A 16056-nucleotide genomic window follows, 5' to 3' on the forward strand; every position below is an offset into this window, starting at 1 on the left:
TGATCAAGAAAAGAAGAATGGTATGACCGGAGTGGTCACACCATTCTTTTGTCCGGATTGAGGGTTATGTCGAAAGCGGTTCGGCGAAGACGTCGCGGACCCCGGCGACGAGTTCGGCGAGGTCGCCCTCCTCGGCGCGGTCCCGGCGCCACACCAGGGCAGTCTCCAGCTGGGGCCGGAAATCCGCGAACGGCAGGACGGTGGCGCCGTCGACGAGGAACAGATGCATGGGGCTGGCCGGATCGAGCATCGTGATCGAGAACGACGAGCCGTTCGCCACCAATTCGGAGATGCCGGAATATTCGGCGCCGTCGACCTTGAGCCTTTTCTTGATTCCCGCGTTCGACAATTGGCGATCCATGTCTTCGGAATAGGCGGGAATGCTTTCCGACGCGGACGGAATGTAGGACAGGTCACTCAGTTCGGCGATGTTCACCGTGTCCCGTCCGGCGAACCGGTCGGCGGGCACGACCGCGCCGAGCCGCTCGACCTGCACCGGGATCATCTCCAGTGCGGGATCGGTCACCGGCATCCGGACCAGCGACAACGCGAGTTTGCCCTGGTGGACCGCGGCGACGAGATCGGGGGTCGTCCCCGGCCACCGTTTGAGTTCGAACCGGTCGTGACAGCGTTCTTCGAGTTGTTTGACCCGTTCACGCAGGGCGGGGTGCACGCCGCCGGGCATTCCGACGAACACGGTGCTCCGCCGCGGTTTCACCGCTTCCTGCAGCCGCCAGGGAATCGCGTTGACCTGTTCGAGGACGTCCCGCGCGATCGGGAGCAGCGCGGAGCCGGCCGCGGTGAGCGTGACGTGATGCGTGCTGCGGTCGAACAGTTTGTGGCCGAGTTCGTGTTCGAGGTCCTTGATGCGCTGGCTCAGCGGGGAGGCGGCCATATGCAGCTTTCTGGCCGCCTGGGAGAAGTTCAGTTCCTCGGCGACGGCCACGAAATACCGCAGGTGCAACATCTCCACGTGCTCACCCTAACCGGAACGCGACGGTGAACGCGGCGCCGCCCTCGGGCGCCGGACCGGCGGTCAGCGTCCCGCCCATGCGCGTGACCAGGCCATGGGCCAGCGCGAGCCCGATCCCCGAACCGACCGGACGGCGGTCGCGATACCGCTTGTTCAGCACGCCGCGGTCGAACGCGACCGGATAGTCCTCCGGCGCCAGACCCGGCCCGCCGTCGCGGACCGCCAGCCGTGCCCGGCCCGCCGCGGTCACCAGCGAGAACACGATCGGAGCACCCGCCGGAGTCACCCGCAGCGCGTTCTCGGCCAGCCCGTCCACCACCTGGCGAAGCCGCCGCGGATCGGCGATGACCGGGACCTCGCCGGACGGCCGCTCGACCCGCAGCGCGACGTTCTGCCGAGCGCACCGCAGCCGCCAGACGTCAGCGCATTCATCGACCAGCGCGGCGAGATCGAGCCCCGCCGGATCGAGCCGGAACTCGTCGGCGCCGAGCCTCGCCAGCTCCAGCAGATCGCTGACCAGGCGTTCCAGCCGGACGGCCTCGCGGTGGATGGTCTCCCCGGCCCGCCGCGCGTCCTCACCCTCGGCCACGCCGTCCCCGATGGCCTCGGCGAATCCGGTGACGGCGGTCAGCGGCGTCCGCAGCTCATGCGACACCGAAAGCAGGAACTCGCGTTGCCGCGCCTCGCTGTATTGAAGGGCGTCGGCCAGTTCGTTGACCGACTTCGCCACGTCCGCGACCTCGGACGGCCCCTCGACCGGAACGCGCAGGTCACGGCGTCCGGCGCGCATTCCGTTCGCCACCGAGGCGGCCCGGCGCAGCGGCCGCGACAGCATCCGGCTCAGCACGAGACCCGCGATCGCGGCGACCGCCAGCCCGGCGCCGAGGGCGAGCACGATGTTCCGCACCAGCGGCCGCCCTTGGGCTTCGCCGGTCTTGGTGGACTGGACGAGCGCGAACGCGGCACCCCTCGCGCCGACCGTGCGGATCTCGACGAGGTACTGCTGTCCGTCGACGAGCACCGTGTCCGAACCCGAGCGCGTGAGCCCCGCCTTGGCCGCGGCGATCGCGGCGACCGTCCCGCCGCCGTCGAGTGTCCCGTTCGGACGGCGGACGACGACGTCGATCCCTTGCCCGCGCACGACTTCCGCGACCTTGCCCACCCCGAGCCGGTTGCCGATGCCGGTCTCGTCGAGCTGGCTCGCGACCACGTCGGCCTGCGCCGAGAGCGATCGCCGGAGCACGTCGATCCCGGCGGTGCGGATCGACCGGGCCGCGACCAGCCCGGCCACCACCACCGCGACCGCGGCGATCGCCAGGCACACCACGGTGATCCGCAGCGCGAGCGAGGTCCGCCTCATCCGGCGTCCGCCGCGTAGCCGATGCCGCGGACCGTCCTGATCGGACTGTGGCCGCCCAGCTTCCCGCGCAGCTGGGCGATATGGACGTCGACGGTCCGCGTCCCCGCCGACGCCGCGTAACCCCAGACGGAACTGAGCAGCTGCTCGCGGCTGAACACCTGACCGGGCCGCCGCACCAGATGGGTCAGCAGGTCGAACTCCGTCGACGTCAGCACTATCTCGGTGTCGGCCGCCCAGACCCGGCGCTGGGTGAGGTCGACCCGGACCTGGCCCGCCGCGTACGTCTCGGCGGGCGGCGCGGATCCGGCGGCGCGCCGCAGCACCGTCCGGACCCTGGCGGAGAGTTCACGAGGGCTAAACGGTTTCGTCAGGTAGTCGTCCGCACCGATCTCCAGCCCCAGCAGGCGATCCAGTTCGTCGTCGCGGGCGGTGACGAACAACACCGGCGTCCAGTCACCGTCCGCGCGCAGCGTGCGGCAGATCTCGATACCGTCCATTCCGGACAGTCCGATGTCGAGCACGATCGCGACCGGGCGAAGTCGCCGGATCGTGGCGAGCGCCTGGCCGCCGTCCGCCTCGACCTGCACGCCGAACCCGTCCCGCCGCAGGTACAGCGAGGCGAGTTCGGCGATCGCGGGGTCGTCCTCGACGACCAGCACCAGCCCGCGTCCCGGTTGTGTCGTCACCGCCCGATCCTGTCACGGCGCCGGGTCACCGGCCATGTCCTGTTCGATCGCGTCGAGGGTGCGCTGGACGTCGCTCAGTTCACCGGGCGACGGGCTCGAAGCCGGCTCTGGATCGGTGCACGCGGCCACGCCGGTCAGCGCCAGCGCGGTCAGGGTCGCGGCCAGGAGGCGCCTCACTTGCCCGCCTTGCAGTGCGCGCCCGTGAAGGCGTCCAGCTTCTGCTTCGCCGCGTTGAGTTCGGGAAGCCGTCCGCTGCGTTTGTCGGCCCGCTTCTGAAGCCTGTCGGCCACGTCGTTGTGCCCCTTCTTGCGCTGGTCCTCGGCCCTGGCCTTGAGATTCGCGACGGACCCGCGGATCTCGGGGCCGCCGTTGACGCGGTCGGTGAGCTTCGCGGTGCGCTGGGTGAGCTTGGGCAGCCAGTCGGCGCACAGTTTCTGGGACTCTTCCGGGCTGAGGGTGATCGGATTCGATTGGGCCGAGGCGGCGGGGGCGAGGGCGATGAGACCTGCCGCGGTCAGGCAGGCGGCGATGGTGTGTTTCAGCATGCGGAGAGCTTCGCGCCGGCTGATACGAGGAATGTGGGCTCTGTGTTCGGGTTTTGTAAGCGATACTCGGCCGAGGGCGTTTCGTGGCTTGAGGCTGCCGGGGGGTGCACGCGAGATGGTCGTGAGTGGCGATTCGGGTTAGAACACGAATCGCCACTCACGACCACCTTGCGGCAGCTCAGCATTACCACTCGGAGATCACAAGCACTTCGGCCTATGTCCGGAGGTGCATGGTGTTGCGCCGGGGTTGGCCGGTGGGGTCGAGGTAGGCGGGCGGGGTGAACTCCGGTAGTCCGTCTTGGGCGATGGCGACTTTCCAGTCGCTGTGGTGGATGAGGCGGTGGTGTTTGGTGCAGAGCAGGACGAGGTTGTCGATTTTGGTTTCGCCGTGGTGTCGCCAGAAGACGATGTGGTGGGCGGTGCAGCGCGGTACGGGCATGTCGCAGCCGGGGAACGCGCACCCGCCGTCGCGGATGGTGAGGGCGTATTTCTGGGCGAGGGACACGGTGCGTTTCGACCGGCCGATGTCGAGTGGTTCGCCCGTGGTACCGAGGACGCCGGGTCGGACGCGCGCGTCGCAGGCGAGGATACGGGCGTCGGTTGCACTGATCGGCCCGACGAGGTCCAGGTGTGCTTCACCGAGATCGTTGATCAGGTCCTCGTAGGACATGGTGATGAGGATGTGGGTGGCTTCGCCTGCTTGGCCGGGGAGGTTCCGGCTGGTGGTCTTGAGTCGCACGTAGTCGGTGAAGGCATCCCCGTAGCGTTCGTCTTGGCTGCGGGAGTCGCGGACCCCGTCGATGGCTTTGTGGGGTTTCGCCATGGGGTCGAGGTCGGACTTCAACCGCGCATACGTCTCCAGGTCCAGGGTCGCCTTCAACCCAAGCGTGCCGTCGCGGTGTTTGACGAACCGCAACTCCGGCCGCACATCCTTCGGGTCCTCACTCCGCGGCTCTTTCCCATCGGGATCGAGCTTGTCCAGGAGGCGGCGTCCGGCCCGGGCGATCTGCCGCGGCCCGGCGTGCCGGGCGAGGTCGACGAGGATCTTCTCTCCGCCTCGCACGTCTTCTTCCGGGACGGTGGAGGGGATCCGGGCGAGGGTGCGGATGATCGCGTCGATCTGCCCGCCCCCGATCGCGCCCTCGGCGGTCAAGGGCGCCAGAGGCGGCACGACCTCGCCACCCACCACCACCCCGGGATGCAGCGCCAGGACCCGGTCGGCACGACGACCGGCTTCCTTGTCCGTGACACGGAAGTCCTCGAAAATCAGGGCTGCCAGTGTCGAATGGCCGGAACATCCACGGACACCTCGGTTATTGATTTCCGCCAGGATCGCGTTCTGCTCCGCGTCCAATTGCCGCTTCAAGATTTCGATTTCCTGCTTGCGGGCATGCAGCGTCGCCGTATCGGCACGCCACCACTCGGGGATACCGAAGACCGAACATACGTGCTAGATCAATTCGCGTAGCGGCAGATCGACGCTCAATTCACTCGACAGAGGTTAACGTCCTTAGAGAGAATACGTGCCGCCTACTCCGAGTCAACGCATTTAGTCCTCTAAACGCGGTAGCGAGGTGTCCGGCGGCCGCATTTAGAGGACTAAATGCGGTAGTCATCGCGCTGGAGCCCGGCAAGCGCTTCGGCTACACGTTGCGCAAGGGCCTGCCGCTGCGCGACTACCGCGCGTACGTCGACCTCACACCCGACCGAAAGGGCACCGACGTCCACTGGCATTCGACGTTCACCGCCAAGATCCCCGGCACCGGCTGGTTCTATCGCCGGTTCCTCGGCCGCTTCCTCGGGCGGATGGTCGAGAGCCTCGTGGCGGGCGCCTCGCGAGGCGCCCCATAAAGTAGGCGCATGGCAGCCCCACGACGCACGCAGGAGGAACGCAGCGCCGCGATGCGCGTGAGGCTGCTCGACGCCACGATCGACTGTCTCGTCGAGTACGGCTACGCGGGCACCACGACCACCCGTGTCGCGGACCGCGCCGGGGTGACCCGCGGCGCGCAGGTGCACCACTTCCCGACCAAGGCCGACCTCGTCACCTCCGCGATCCGGCATCTCGCGGCCAAGCGCACCGAGGTCGCGATGGCGGAGATCGACCGGCTCAAGGCGTCGGCCGACCCGGTCGGGGACGCGCTGCAGCTGATGTGGGAGATGCACCAGGGGCCGGTCTTCTCGGCGACCGTCGAGCTGTGGGTGGCTTCGCGCACCGACCCGGAACTGCGCGCGCAGATGGCGGTGGTGGAGCCGATCGCGACGAGCAGCCTGGTCGAGTTCGGCAAGGCGCTGCTGCCGGACCATGCCGCGCATCCGGAGTTCCTGCACGCGGTGTACACGGCGATGGACGTCGTCCGCGGCATCCTCATCGCCAGCTGGGCGACCCGTGACCAGGGCGAACTGGAGGCGCGCTGGGACCGCGGCCGCCGTCACCTCATTCTGCTGTTCGAGGCGTTGATGCAGCCCAGTCCCTCTCGCTAGGCATGTTACTCTCCCTCGGAGAGTGAGGAGGTCACGTGCTCGGAAACCCGTACGATCCCGACTGTCCCACCCGCGCGCTGCTCGACCGCATCGGCGACCAGTGGACCGTGCTGATCGTCGGCGTGCTCGGCGACGGGCCGCTCCGGTTCACCGAAATCGGCAAACGCGTGCGCGGCATCTCGCAAAAGGTCCTCACCCAGACGCTGCGCAGCCTCGTCCGCGACGGCATCCTGACCCGCACCGCGTATCCGGAGATCCCGCCGCACGTCGAGTACGAGCTGACCGACCTCGGCCGCAATCTGGCCGAACCGCTCGACATGCTCGACAAGTGGGCCCGCGTGCACATGGGCGAGGTCCTCGACGCCCGCAAGAGCTACGACGGCGCCAGTCTGTCGCGCGCTGACGGAAACGTTTCACAGGGCACCGGAGCGCAGGCGCCTCGCGCCGCCGTTTAAGGCGCCCCTGCAGAACGTTTCCGTGGCCTTCGGCCAAGAAAGGTGCGCGACGGTAGAGTTTCCGCCGGGCGCAGGGCGCCCTGGAGGAGACAGCTCAGCGCTTCACCAGACCGGCCTCGTGCGCCAACAGCCCGGCCTGGGTCCGGTTCGCGCAGTCCAGTTTGACCAGCATCCGCGACACGTAACTCTTCACCGTCGCCTCCGCCAGATGCAGCCGTGCCGCGATGTCCGCATTGGACAGTCCTTCGCCGAGGCAGGCGAGGACATCCGTTTCCCGCTCGGTGAGTCCCTCGGTCTTCCGTCGCGCGTCGTCACCGCGACGCCGTCCGTCGGCGGACATCGCCACCAGCCGCCGCGCGGCTTCGGGAGACAGCACGGTGTGCCCGTCGGCGGCGACGCGGACCAGTCCGATGAGGTCCTCCGGCGGCGTCGACTTCACCAGGAACCCGGCCGCGCCTGCCCGCAGCGCGCGGATGACGTAGGTGTCCGCGTCGAACGTCGTCAGCGCGACCACCGCGGGCGGCTCCGGGAGTTTCGCGATCCGTTCGATGGCGGTCAGCCCGTCGACGCCGGGCATCCGCAGGTCCATCAGCACCACCCGCGGCCGGTGCCGGACGACGGCTTCGACGGCTTCGGCGCCGTCCTGTGCCTGCGCCACCACCTCGATGTCGGCCGCGGAACCGAGGATCGTCCGCAGATGCGCGCAGACCATCGGTTCGTCATCGACGACGACCACCCGGATCACGCATCTCCTTCCGTCGTCGGGACGTAGGCGGGCAGTATCGCATCGACGCGGTACCCGCCGCCCGCGATCGGGCCCGCGTCGAATCGGCCACCGATCAGTTCGACGCGCTGCCGCAGCCCGGCCAGCCCGGCGCCGGATCCGCTGCCCGCCAGCGCGGGATCGGCGGGCGCCCCCGCCCGCGTGTTCGCCACGGCGATGTCCAGACCCTCCGCGTGGTAGCGGAGCGCGACGGTCGCCGTCGAGCCCGGCGCGTGCTTGCGGATGTTCGTCAGCGCTTCCTGCACGACGCGGTACGCCGTACGCGCGACGGTGGGGGAGATCCGCCCGGGATCGCCGTGCACGGTCAGCTCGGTGGGGATGCCGACCGACCGCGATTCCGCGACCAGTGTCGCCGGATCGCCCGCCGTACCGTCGGTGAGGGTGCGCGGCCCGGCGTTCGCGCCGTTGCGCAGCACCCCGACGAGGTCGCGCAGTTCGTCCAGCGCCAGCGCGCCTTCACGCCGGATGTCTTCGGCGGAGGTTCGCACCGCCTCGTCGGACGAGACGACGCCGAGCGCCCCGGCGTGCAGCACCATCAGGCTCAGGCGGTGGGTGACGACGTCGTGCATCTCCTCGGCCAGTTTCCGCCGCTCCTCGGCGCGGGCGCGTTCGGCGAGCAGATGCTGCTCGCGTTCGGCGCGTTCGGCCCGGTCCCGCAGTGAGCGCAGCAACTGGCGCCGCGCCTCGAAGTACAGCGAGATCGTGGTGGGCAGCGCCGTGCTCAGCAGGCCGAACGGGGTGGTGTTCCAGTGCGCGTCCCATGGTCGCGACGCGCAGACCACCAGGACCGCGGTCAGCCACAGCAGCGTCCGCCGGTCCATCAGGCGCGCCAGCTGGCTCAGCACGACCGGGGTGATCGACGGGACGGTCATCAACGTCAACTGCCGCTCCGGCACCAGCAGGCCGGGGGAGAGCAGATCGGAGGCGAGCATCAGCAGCGCGCCCGCCAGGACCAGGCCCGCGATCAGCCGCGGGAACCGGAACAACAACAGCAACGAGAGATCGAGCAGTACCTGCAGGGTGACCCCCGCCGCGGGACCCGCCCAGCCTGTCGTCGGGTCCCCGAACACGTACAGGGCGATGTCCAGGCCCACGAACGCGAGTGCCGCCACCGTGAGCCAGAAGGTGTCGGCCGGACCGGGCCGGAACGGCCTGCTTTTCTCCACCGGATCACGGTAGCCAGCCGGGACCGGGGTCGCCCGTGACCGGCGACCAACGGCAGGGGGACCCGCAACTTTCGGCTATCCGGTGATCCTCTTTACCCGGTTTCCTCCCTGGAGCCCTTTCCGGTGGACTGGAGATCATGAGCAACGCGACCCAGACCGTCCGAACAGGACCGGAACAGGCGTTCGCCCGCCTGCCGGTGTTCGTCGTCGCCGCACTGGCCGGAGCCGCGCTGCTGGCCACCAGCGGCCGGTACGCGCACGGCTTCGACGAGTTGTACTTCCTGATGGCCGGCCGGGAACACCTGGCGTGGGGCTACTTCGACCAGCCACCGTTGATCCCGGCGCTGGCCGGGGCGATGGACTCGCTGTTCCCCGGTTCGCTGGTGATGCTGCGCCTGCCGATGACGCTGGCCGCGGCGGCCGGCGTGGTCGTCACCGCGCTGATCGCCAGGGAACTGGGCGGCGGACGCGGCGCGCAGGTGCTCGCGGCCGGGCTCTACGCGACGTCCGGGGTGATCATCGTCAGCCACTGGATCGGCACGTACGTCCTCGATCCGTTCTTGTGGACGGTGATCGTCTGGCTGGTGGTCCGCTGGATACGCGTCCGTCGCGACGGGCTGCTGGTGTGGGCTGGCGTCGTGACCGCGATCTCCCTGCAGACGAAGTTCCTCATCCCCGCTTTCTGGGCGTTCGCCCTCGTCAGCGCGCTCGCGCTCGGGCCCCGTGAACTCTTGCGGCGACCGAAACTGTGGCTGGGCGCGGGAATCGCCGCCGTCGCGACTGTGCCGACCTTGAGCTGGCAGGCGAGAAACGGCTGGCCATACCGGCTCATGAACGACGTCGTGGCCGCGGAATTCCCCGGCACCTGGATCTTCCTGCGCGACGGGTTCCTCATGGCCGGTGTCGGCGCGGGTGTGCTCGCGTTCGTTTACGGCCTCGTCCGGCTGATCTTCTCACGGGAACTTCGCGGCTATCGCTTCTTGGGGGTAGCGATAGCCGCGCTCATCGTGGCGTTCCTGCTACTGCACGGCCGTTCCTACTACCTGATGAGCGTCTTCGCGCTGCCGTTCGCCGCCGCGGCGACCGGTTTCGTGAACCACGTTCCCCGGTGGCGGCCGGTGGCCTGGCCGGTGATGGTGCTTTCGGCGGTGATCACCCTGGTGGGCCTGCCGATCTTCCCGGCGACCATGGCACGGACCAGCATCGGCCCGATCGCGCTCGGCACCTCGTTCGCGGGCGGTGAGTTGCCGCAACAGGAGCTGGTCAAGGCGATCGGTGAGACTTACGCGGCCCTGCCACCGGAAAAGAAGGCACACACCGCCGTCTACGCCGAGATCTACCCGTTCGCCGCCGCGACCGAGTTCTACGGTCGCCAGTACGGCATCGAGCGTGTCTACAGTGGCCATCGCGGCTACTGGTATTTCGACCGCCCGCCGGACTCCGCGGACAGCGTGCTGTTCGCCGGATTCGATCCGGAACTGCTCAAGCCGTACTTCGCCGAGGTGACCCCGGTGGTGGAAGGGCTGCTGTGGCGGTACGACGGCAGGCGGGGTTCGTGGACCGGGATCTGGCCGAAGCTGGAGAGGCACTGATGACCGAACTTTCCCTACCCGCCAAGGCATATCTGCTCGCTTGCGACGTCATCCACGACAGCTTGCGGGACCGGCGCCGCGCGAGCCTGTTGATCCGTGGTGCCGCCATGACCGACCTGGTGCTGCGTGGCCGGGCCACCGACACGGATGGCCGGGTCACGTTGTCCGGCGCGGGGCCGACCGGCGATCTCGTCCTCGACGAGCTGCTCGCCGAAATCGCGGGGGAGCGGCCGCGCAAGTGGAAATGGTGGGTGCGCAAGGACGCGCGCGGCACCTTGGAGGCGCTGGAATCCCAGCTCGACGCGGCAGGCGTGCTCGAACTGCGGACGGGGCGGATTCTGGGCCTGTTCCCGTCGCGGCGGCCGACCGTGCGTGATCCCGCCGTCGTCGACCGGCTTCGCGCACGGGTCGACCAGGCGTTGCGCGGACCGTCGCCGGTGTCCGAAGTGGACGCGGGCGACGCCGCGCTCACCGCGCTGGCGGCCGCGGTCGAACTCCGGCAGGTGATCCCCGGCCGGGACAGGCGCCGGTACAAGGAGCGGATCGAGGGGCTGGCGGAGCGGGGCGGGGACGCGGTTCCCGCGCTGCGAAAGCTGTTCCGTGAGCTGCGCGCGGTGCGGGCGTCGGCGGCGGCCTCATCCGGCGGAAGCTGAACCAGCACCGAAAAGCCGGTCGAGGTGGTAGTCCACAGTGGACACCACCTCGTCCGGGGTGCGGTGCTTCATCACGATGTTGGTGCCCTGTGAATCGGCGATCGCCCAGAGGATTGCCGCTTCGTGCTCCGGGTCGGCCGACTTGTCGACCTCGCCCGCCTCCTGTCCCTGCCGGATCAGCACGGCGAACAGTTCGAACAACTGCGGCACGCCTTCGGTGTACGCGGCCGCGAACGACGGGTCGGAGATCGCGCGGATGAAGAACGCGACGCCCATCAGCCAGTCGCCCCGGCTGCGCTCGTCGAGAGGAAGGATCTCGGTCATGATGGCGCGAAGGATGGCCTTGGGTGCCGACGGCAGTTCGCCGGCCGCCAACCGGGCCTTCAAGCGCTCTTCGTACACCTGCGAGCGACGTTCGACGGCGAACAGCAGCATCTCGTCCTTGGTCTTGAAATAGTGCTGCACCAGGCCCATCGACATGCCCGCCTCCGCCGCGACGTGCCGGAGGCTGACACCTTCGAGGCCGCGTGTGGCCGTCAGCCGCGTCAGCGCCTCGGCGATCTCCGCCCGTCTCGCGGCGTGATCCACCTGCTTCGGCACGTTCACCATCCGTTCCGCCGAGGCCGTTTGCAATGCGATCGCATTGCCACTAATGTCCCACATTATTACGATGCGATCGCATTGTAAACGATCGTCAGGGGGGTGAACTCGGTGGAAGCCGATCGGGGGAAGGTGCGGCTGAGGCCGCCGCGGAACGCGCTGGACCGGCGCGTACTCGGCTGGTGGAGGTCGCAGGGGACGTTGATCTTCGGAGCGCCGGTGCTGGTCCTGGTGCTGCTCGGGCTGCTCATCCCGCCCGCGCGGACCTGGCTGCTGACACCGGCGGCGGTGATCGCGGCGCTGGGCCTGGTGTGGGTGATCGCGATGCCGGTGTGGTGGTTCAAGGTCCACCGCTGGGAGGTCACGGAGACCGCGGTGTACACGCGCTCGGGGTTCTTCTGGCAGGAGTGGCGCGTCGCGCCGATGTCGCGGATCCAGACCGTGGACACCCTGCGCGGGCCGCTGCAGCAGGTGTTCAAGCTCGCGACCGTCACGGTCACCACGGCGTCGGCGCGGGGCGCGGTCAAGATCCGCGGGCTCGACCACGAACTGGCGGCGAGCCTGGCGGAGCAGCTCACCGAGACGACGCAGGCGACGCCGGGGGACGCGACATGACCTCGGGCGAGTTCGAAGGCTGGAGCACACTCGACAAGCGCACGCTCGCCGTCACCGCGCTGACGATGGCGGGGGTGGCCTTCGGAGCCGCGATCCCCACCATGGCCGCGCTCGTCGGCGGCGGCATGCGGTTCTGGGGCGCACTCGCCTGGGTCGTGGCAGGCGGGCTGGTGCTCGTCGGCGGCGGCGTGCTGCTCGATCTGCTCTATTGGCAGGCGATGCGGTACCGGGTCACGCCGGAACGGCTGGAGACGGCGTTCACGTTGGTGGTCCGGTCGCGGAAATCCCTGCAGCGAGAACGGATCCGCAACGTCGACCTGACGGCCAACCCGCTGCACCGGCTGTTCGGCGTCGCGGTGGTGACCATCGGCACCGGCTCGCATGAATCGGGCGGCCAGGGCAGGCTCAAACTCAACCCGGTCTCGCGGGCCGAAGCCGACCGGCTGCGCGCGGAACTCCTGCGCCGGGACGAACTCACGGAGACCGACGAGAACGCGCCGCTCGCCACGCTGGACCCGCGGTGGATCCGCTACGCGCCGATGTCGTTCCTGACCCCGACGCTGGGGCTCGCCGCGGGTGGCGGTCTCATGCAGATCTCCGAGTGGGCGGGGCTGCGGAAGGGGCTGATCGACTGGGTGATCGCGCTGTTCCGCGGGATCCCGCTGGTGGTGGCGATCCTGATCCTGCTGGCGATCGCGATGGTCGCCGGCGTGGTCGGCGCGCTGGGCTTGTGGGTCGAGATGTGGTGGAACTACCGGCTCGACCGCGAATCCGGCGGCACCCTGCGGGTGCGTCGCGGGCTGTTCACCACTCGCTCGATCTCGATCGAAGAACGCCGTCTGCGCGGCATCGACCTCGTCGAGCCGCTCGGGAACCGGATCTCCGGCGCGGCACGCGTCGACGCGATCGCCACCGGCATGCGGCAGAGCGACGACAAGGACAAGACCGACTACCACACGCTCCTGCCCGCCGCGCCGGTCGCGACGGCCAACCGGATCGCCGCGGACGTGCTGCGCGAGCCGGTCTCGCCGACCGAAGCCGTCCGGCTCACCGCGCACCCGCGCGCCGCGCGGGGACGGCTGCTGCGCTGGTGGGCCGGTTCGGTGGTGGCGCTGCTGGCGATCTTCGCGATCCTCGGCTTCCTGCTGACCGACGTCCTGCTGGTGATCGGCGCCGCGCTCGGCGTGGTGCTGCTGCCGGTGTCGGTGCTGCTGGCGCTGGACGCCTACCGCAACCTCGGGCACGGGATCACCGGTCGCTACCTCGTCGGGCGGCACGGGACCGTGCGGCGGAGCACCTTCGCACTGGAACGCGACGGCGTGATCGGCTGGACGGTCAAGCAGTCGGTCTTCCAGCGGCGCAAGGGATTGCTGACCGTCGTCGCGACCACGGCCGCCGGTGCCGGGGCGTACTCGGTGTACGACGCGGGACAGGAGCAGGGCCTGCTGTTCGCCGAGGAATCGGTGCCGGAGCTGCTGACGCCGTTCCTGGAGCGGGCCTGACGTTTCGGCCGCCACCGAAGCGTCCGCTGGCTACCGTCAGGACATGACCGCTTTCGCCGCACTGCACGTTCCCGGTTCCCCGCTGCTCCTGCCGAACGTCTGGGAATTCGGCGTGGCCGCCTTCCTGGCCGCGCAAGGCTTCCCGGCACTCGGGACGACGAGCCTCGGGGTCTCGGCCGCCGAGGGCGAGCCGGACGGCGCACCGTCCTCCAAGGACGCCACCGTCCGGCTGGCGCGGCGCCTGACCGCGCTGGACACGCTCATCAGCGTCGACGTCGCCGAAGGCTTCAGTGACGACCCGGGCGAAGTGGGAGCGCTCGCCGCGGAACTCGCCGAAGCAGGCGTCGCGGGCATCAACCTCGAAGACGCCCTGGGCGACCCCGTGCGGCACGCGGCCAAGATCACCGCTGCCAAGGAACGCGCTCCCGGGCTTTTCGTCAACGCGCGCACCGACACCCATTGGCTGGGACAGTCCGACACCGAGGCCGCGATCGGCCGCGGTAAGTCCTATGTGGACGCTGGAGCCGACGGCGTGTTCGTGCCCGGTCTCGCCGACCCCGCCGACGTCGAGCGGCTGGTCGCGGCCGTCGGCGTACCGGTGAACCTGCTGTTGATTCCAGGCCGGGTCACCGTCGCGGGCCTGGCAGGCCTCGGCGTCGCGCGGATCAGCCTCGGTTCGCTGCCGTATCGGATGGCGCTGGCCGCCGCACTGCGCACGGTGGAGGCCGTCCGCGACGGCGGCGAGCTCCCGCTGGCCCCGCCGTCGTACGACGAGGTCGCGAGCCTGCTCCCCGAAAACCACTAATCTCTCCGGACATGCAGAGCTTCGGCGCCGAATTCGCCTGCCCGCCCGGCTACCTGAACACCCCCAGCATCGGCATCCCGCCGTCGCACGCGGCCGACGCGGTGGCGGAAGCGGTCGAGAAGTGGCGGCGCGGCGAGGCCCGCCCGTCGGACTTCGACGAGCCCGTCGCGCGCACCCGGGCGGGGTTCGGCGCGCTGATCGGGGTCCCGGCGGACCGGGTCGCGATCGGCGCGTCCGTCTCGCAGCTGATCGCGAACGTGGCGGCCGGGCTGCCCGACGGTGCGAGCGTGCTGGTCGCCGCGAACGATTTCACCAGCGTCACCTTCCCGTTCGCGGCCCAGGCGCATCGCGGGGTGAAGGTCACCGAAGTCCCGTTGGCCGAACTGACCGAACGCGTCGAAGGGCACGACCTCGTCGCGGTCAGCGTCGTCCAGTCGGCGGACGGCGCCCGGATCGACCTCGACAGGCTCCGCGCCGCGGCCGAGGCGGCGGACGCGGCGGTGCTGCTCGACGCCACCCAGGCCGCCGGCTGGCAGCCGCTCGAGCTGGACTGGGCCGACTGGGTCGTCGCCGCCGGGTACAAATGGCTGCTCGCGCCGCGCGGGGCGGCGTGGCTGGCCGCGCATCCGCGGGCGCTGGAGCGGGCACTGCCGGTCGCCGCGAACTGGTACGCCGGGGAAGACCGCTGGCACACCGTCTACGGGCTCCCGCTGAGGCTCGCCCAGGGCACCCGCTCGCTCGACCTGTCCCCGGCCTGGCTCGCGTTCGTCGGCGCCGCCGTCTCGCTGGACTATCTCGGCTCCTTGGACCTCGAAGCCGTCCGCGCGCACTGCGTGGGACTCGCCGACTCGCTCCTCGAAGCGCTCGGCTCACCCGGTCAGGGGAGCGCGATCGTCTCGCTCGACGCGGCCGCCGACCGGGTGAAGGAAGCCGGCATCGTGGCCGGTACCCGGGCCGGGCGGCAGCGATTCGGGTTCCATCTCTACAACACCGCTGACGACGTGGAACGGGTGATAAGCACGTTCGGGTGAACCGCCCGAGGCCGGTGAACTACCGTATGACCCCGTGGTTGGTGCGCAATTTACCCCGGGAGCGACGGAAACGGCCCGGCTTCAGCCGGTGCGACCGGCAGGGCCGAGTGGGTCCCCGCCCGCGCCGAAGCCGTCGAGGGACACCAAGGCCCTGGCGCTGAGAGGCGCCGCGCTGGTCGCGATCGCGGTCGTGTCGTCCCTGCTCTGGTGGCTGATCCGGCACGAGCCGGAGACGACCCCGGTCGCGGACACGCCGTCGAAGAGCGGCCAGTTCCAGTACACGCTGATCGAGGGCCCGCAGGTCACCTCCGACTGCGTGAGCAAGTCCTACGGCGACACCAAGGATTTCTTCACCCAGACGCCGTGCACGCGGCTGTCACGGGCGCTGTACACGACCGAGACCGGCGGGCAGAAGGCGCTGGTTTCGGTCGTCCTGGTCACCATGCCCGGCGAGGTCACCGCGACCCAGCTCAAGGCGCTCACCGACAAGGACGGCACGGGCAACGTGTCCGACCTGGTGCGCGACGGCACCTTCAAAGACCAAGGAGCCCCGAAGATCTCGGGACAGGACGCCGCTTACGACTCTCACGTCACCGGGCCGGAGGTGGCCATCGTGCTGGCGGGCTTCTACAACAAGCACAAGGACAAGCCGGTGCTGGAGCGGATCGCGACCGACGCTTTGCGGCTTTCGGGGGACCTGCGGCGCTGAGCCGGATTTTGCCAAACGCGTGAGATGAAAGGCCCCTTCATTGCAAATTTTGCATTGAGCCTTTTTCATCTTGGTGGTGGGGTGGGCGTGTTGGTG

The 16056-nt window shown here is 69.5% G+C and carries 18 protein-coding genes and 1 pseudogene; 10 read left to right on the top strand and 9 right to left on the bottom strand.

Annotated elements, in window-relative coordinates; all coding sequences use genetic code 11:
• Window positions 1–64: 64 nt before the first annotated feature.
• From AVL48_RS21185 to AVL48_RS21205, 6 genes are all read right to left on the bottom strand, one after another.
• On the bottom strand, window positions 65–973 hold the full coding sequence (locus AVL48_RS21185; RefSeq protein WP_061989918.1) for a LysR family transcriptional regulator: 909 nt from the start codon (window positions 971–973) through the stop codon (window positions 65–67).
• Between the two features lie 4 nt (window positions 974–977).
• Window positions 978–2333, bottom strand: coding sequence for a sensor histidine kinase (locus AVL48_RS21190; RefSeq protein WP_061989920.1), 1356 nt, complete (start codon window positions 2331–2333; stop codon window positions 978–980).
• Complete coding sequence (locus AVL48_RS21195) at window positions 2330–3019, bottom strand: response regulator transcription factor (protein WP_061989922.1); 690 nt, start codon at window positions 3017–3019, stop codon at window positions 2330–2332. Before AVL48_RS21195 ends, AVL48_RS21190 begins: the two co-directional genes overlap by 4 nt.
• Window positions 3020–3031: 12 nt before the next feature.
• Window positions 3032–3196: a hypothetical protein gene (locus AVL48_RS39610; protein ID WP_167386382.1), complete on the bottom strand. Its 165-nt coding sequence runs from the start codon at window positions 3194–3196 to the stop codon at window positions 3032–3034.
• Window positions 3193–3564 (bottom strand): hypothetical protein, encoded by a 372-nt coding sequence (locus tag AVL48_RS21200; RefSeq protein WP_061989924.1) that lies wholly within the window; start codon window positions 3562–3564, stop codon window positions 3193–3195. The genes AVL48_RS39610 and AVL48_RS21200 overlap by 4 nt, the downstream gene beginning before the upstream one ends.
• Window positions 3565–3778: 214 nt before the next feature.
• Window positions 3779–4993, bottom strand: a complete 1215-nt coding sequence (locus AVL48_RS21205) for an HNH endonuclease signature motif containing protein (protein ID WP_061989926.1) — start codon at window positions 4991–4993, stop codon at window positions 3779–3781.
• Window positions 4994–5049: 56 nt separating this feature from the next.
• On the opposite strand from AVL48_RS21205, the gene AVL48_RS40180 reads away from it, so the two are divergent.
• Genes AVL48_RS40180 through AVL48_RS21220 form a run of 3 tightly spaced genes read left to right on the top strand, consistent with a single transcriptional unit; the run spans window position 5050 to window position 6503 of the window.
• On the top strand, window positions 5050–5415 hold the full coding sequence (locus AVL48_RS40180; RefSeq protein WP_279626662.1) for an SRPBCC family protein: 366 nt from the start codon (window positions 5050–5052) through the stop codon (window positions 5413–5415).
• Window positions 5416–5466: 51 nt separating this feature from the next.
• Window positions 5467–6048 (top strand): TetR/AcrR family transcriptional regulator, encoded by a 582-nt coding sequence (locus tag AVL48_RS21215; protein WP_061989928.1) that lies wholly within the window; start codon window positions 5467–5469, stop codon window positions 6046–6048.
• 35 nt (window positions 6049–6083) lie between these two features.
• Window positions 6084–6503 carry a winged helix-turn-helix transcriptional regulator gene (locus tag AVL48_RS21220; protein ID WP_061989930.1) on the top strand — a complete coding sequence of 140 codons (420 nt, stop codon included), beginning with the start codon at window positions 6084–6086 and terminating at the stop codon, window positions 6501–6503.
• Between the two features lie 94 nt (window positions 6504–6597).
• On the opposite strand, the gene AVL48_RS21225 is transcribed toward AVL48_RS21220, so the two are convergent.
• Together AVL48_RS21225 and AVL48_RS21230 are read right to left on the bottom strand one after the other, a co-directional pair.
• Window positions 6598–7215, bottom strand: a complete 618-nt coding sequence (locus AVL48_RS21225) for a response regulator (protein WP_341865683.1) — start codon at window positions 7213–7215, stop codon at window positions 6598–6600.
• Between the two features lie 7 nt (window positions 7216–7222).
• Window positions 7223–8453, bottom strand: a pseudogene (locus AVL48_RS21230) (sensor histidine kinase).
• A gap of 137 nt (window positions 8454–8590) precedes the next feature.
• Between AVL48_RS21230 and AVL48_RS21235 the strand changes: the two are divergent.
• Both AVL48_RS21235 and AVL48_RS21240 read left to right on the top strand, forming a co-directional pair.
• The gene (locus AVL48_RS21235; RefSeq protein WP_061989936.1) at window positions 8591–10045 is read left to right on the top strand and encodes an ArnT family glycosyltransferase; all 1455 of its coding nucleotides are present in this window, start codon (window positions 8591–8593) and stop codon (window positions 10043–10045) included.
• Window positions 10045–10698: a GOLPH3/VPS74 family protein gene (locus AVL48_RS21240; RefSeq protein WP_061989938.1), complete on the top strand. Its 654-nt coding sequence runs from the start codon at window positions 10045–10047 to the stop codon at window positions 10696–10698. Before AVL48_RS21235 ends, AVL48_RS21240 begins: the two co-directional genes overlap by 1 nt.
• Here the strand turns inward: AVL48_RS21240 and AVL48_RS21245 are convergent.
• Window positions 10681–11307, bottom strand: a complete 627-nt coding sequence (locus tag AVL48_RS21245; protein WP_061989941.1) for a TetR/AcrR family transcriptional regulator — start codon at window positions 11305–11307, stop codon at window positions 10681–10683. The two genes, AVL48_RS21240 and AVL48_RS21245, sit on opposite strands and share 18 nt — an antisense overlap.
• A 93-nt stretch (window positions 11308–11400) precedes the next feature.
• Here AVL48_RS21245 and AVL48_RS21250 point away from each other — a divergent pair, with 93 nt between their 5' ends.
• The 5 genes from AVL48_RS21250 (at window position 11401) to AVL48_RS21270 (ending at window position 15960) form a co-directional block, all read left to right on the top strand.
• A complete protein-coding gene (locus tag AVL48_RS21250; protein ID WP_061989943.1) occupies window positions 11401–11913 on the top strand; it encodes a PH domain-containing protein in 513 nt (170 codons plus the stop codon).
• Window positions 11910–13415 (top strand): PH domain-containing protein, encoded by a 1506-nt coding sequence (locus AVL48_RS21255; protein WP_061989945.1) that lies wholly within the window; start codon window positions 11910–11912, stop codon window positions 13413–13415. The genes AVL48_RS21250 and AVL48_RS21255 overlap by 4 nt, the downstream gene beginning before the upstream one ends.
• A 43-nt stretch (window positions 13416–13458) precedes the next feature.
• On the top strand, window positions 13459–14220 hold the full coding sequence (locus AVL48_RS21260) for an isocitrate lyase/PEP mutase family protein (protein WP_061989947.1): 762 nt from the start codon (window positions 13459–13461) through the stop codon (window positions 14218–14220).
• A gap of 11 nt (window positions 14221–14231) precedes the next feature.
• Window positions 14232–15251 (top strand): aminotransferase class V-fold PLP-dependent enzyme, encoded by a 1020-nt coding sequence (locus tag AVL48_RS21265; protein WP_061989949.1) that lies wholly within the window; start codon window positions 14232–14234, stop codon window positions 15249–15251.
• Window positions 15252–15339: 88 nt separating this feature from the next.
• Window positions 15340–15960: a hypothetical protein gene (locus AVL48_RS21270; RefSeq protein WP_061989951.1), complete on the top strand. Its 621-nt coding sequence runs from the start codon at window positions 15340–15342 to the stop codon at window positions 15958–15960.
• The last annotated feature ends 96 nt before the right edge of the window (window positions 15961–16056 follow it).

The organism is Amycolatopsis regifaucium (genome assembly GCF_001613935.1).
GTDB lineage: Bacteria > Actinomycetota > Actinomycetes > Mycobacteriales > Pseudonocardiaceae > Amycolatopsis > Amycolatopsis regifaucium.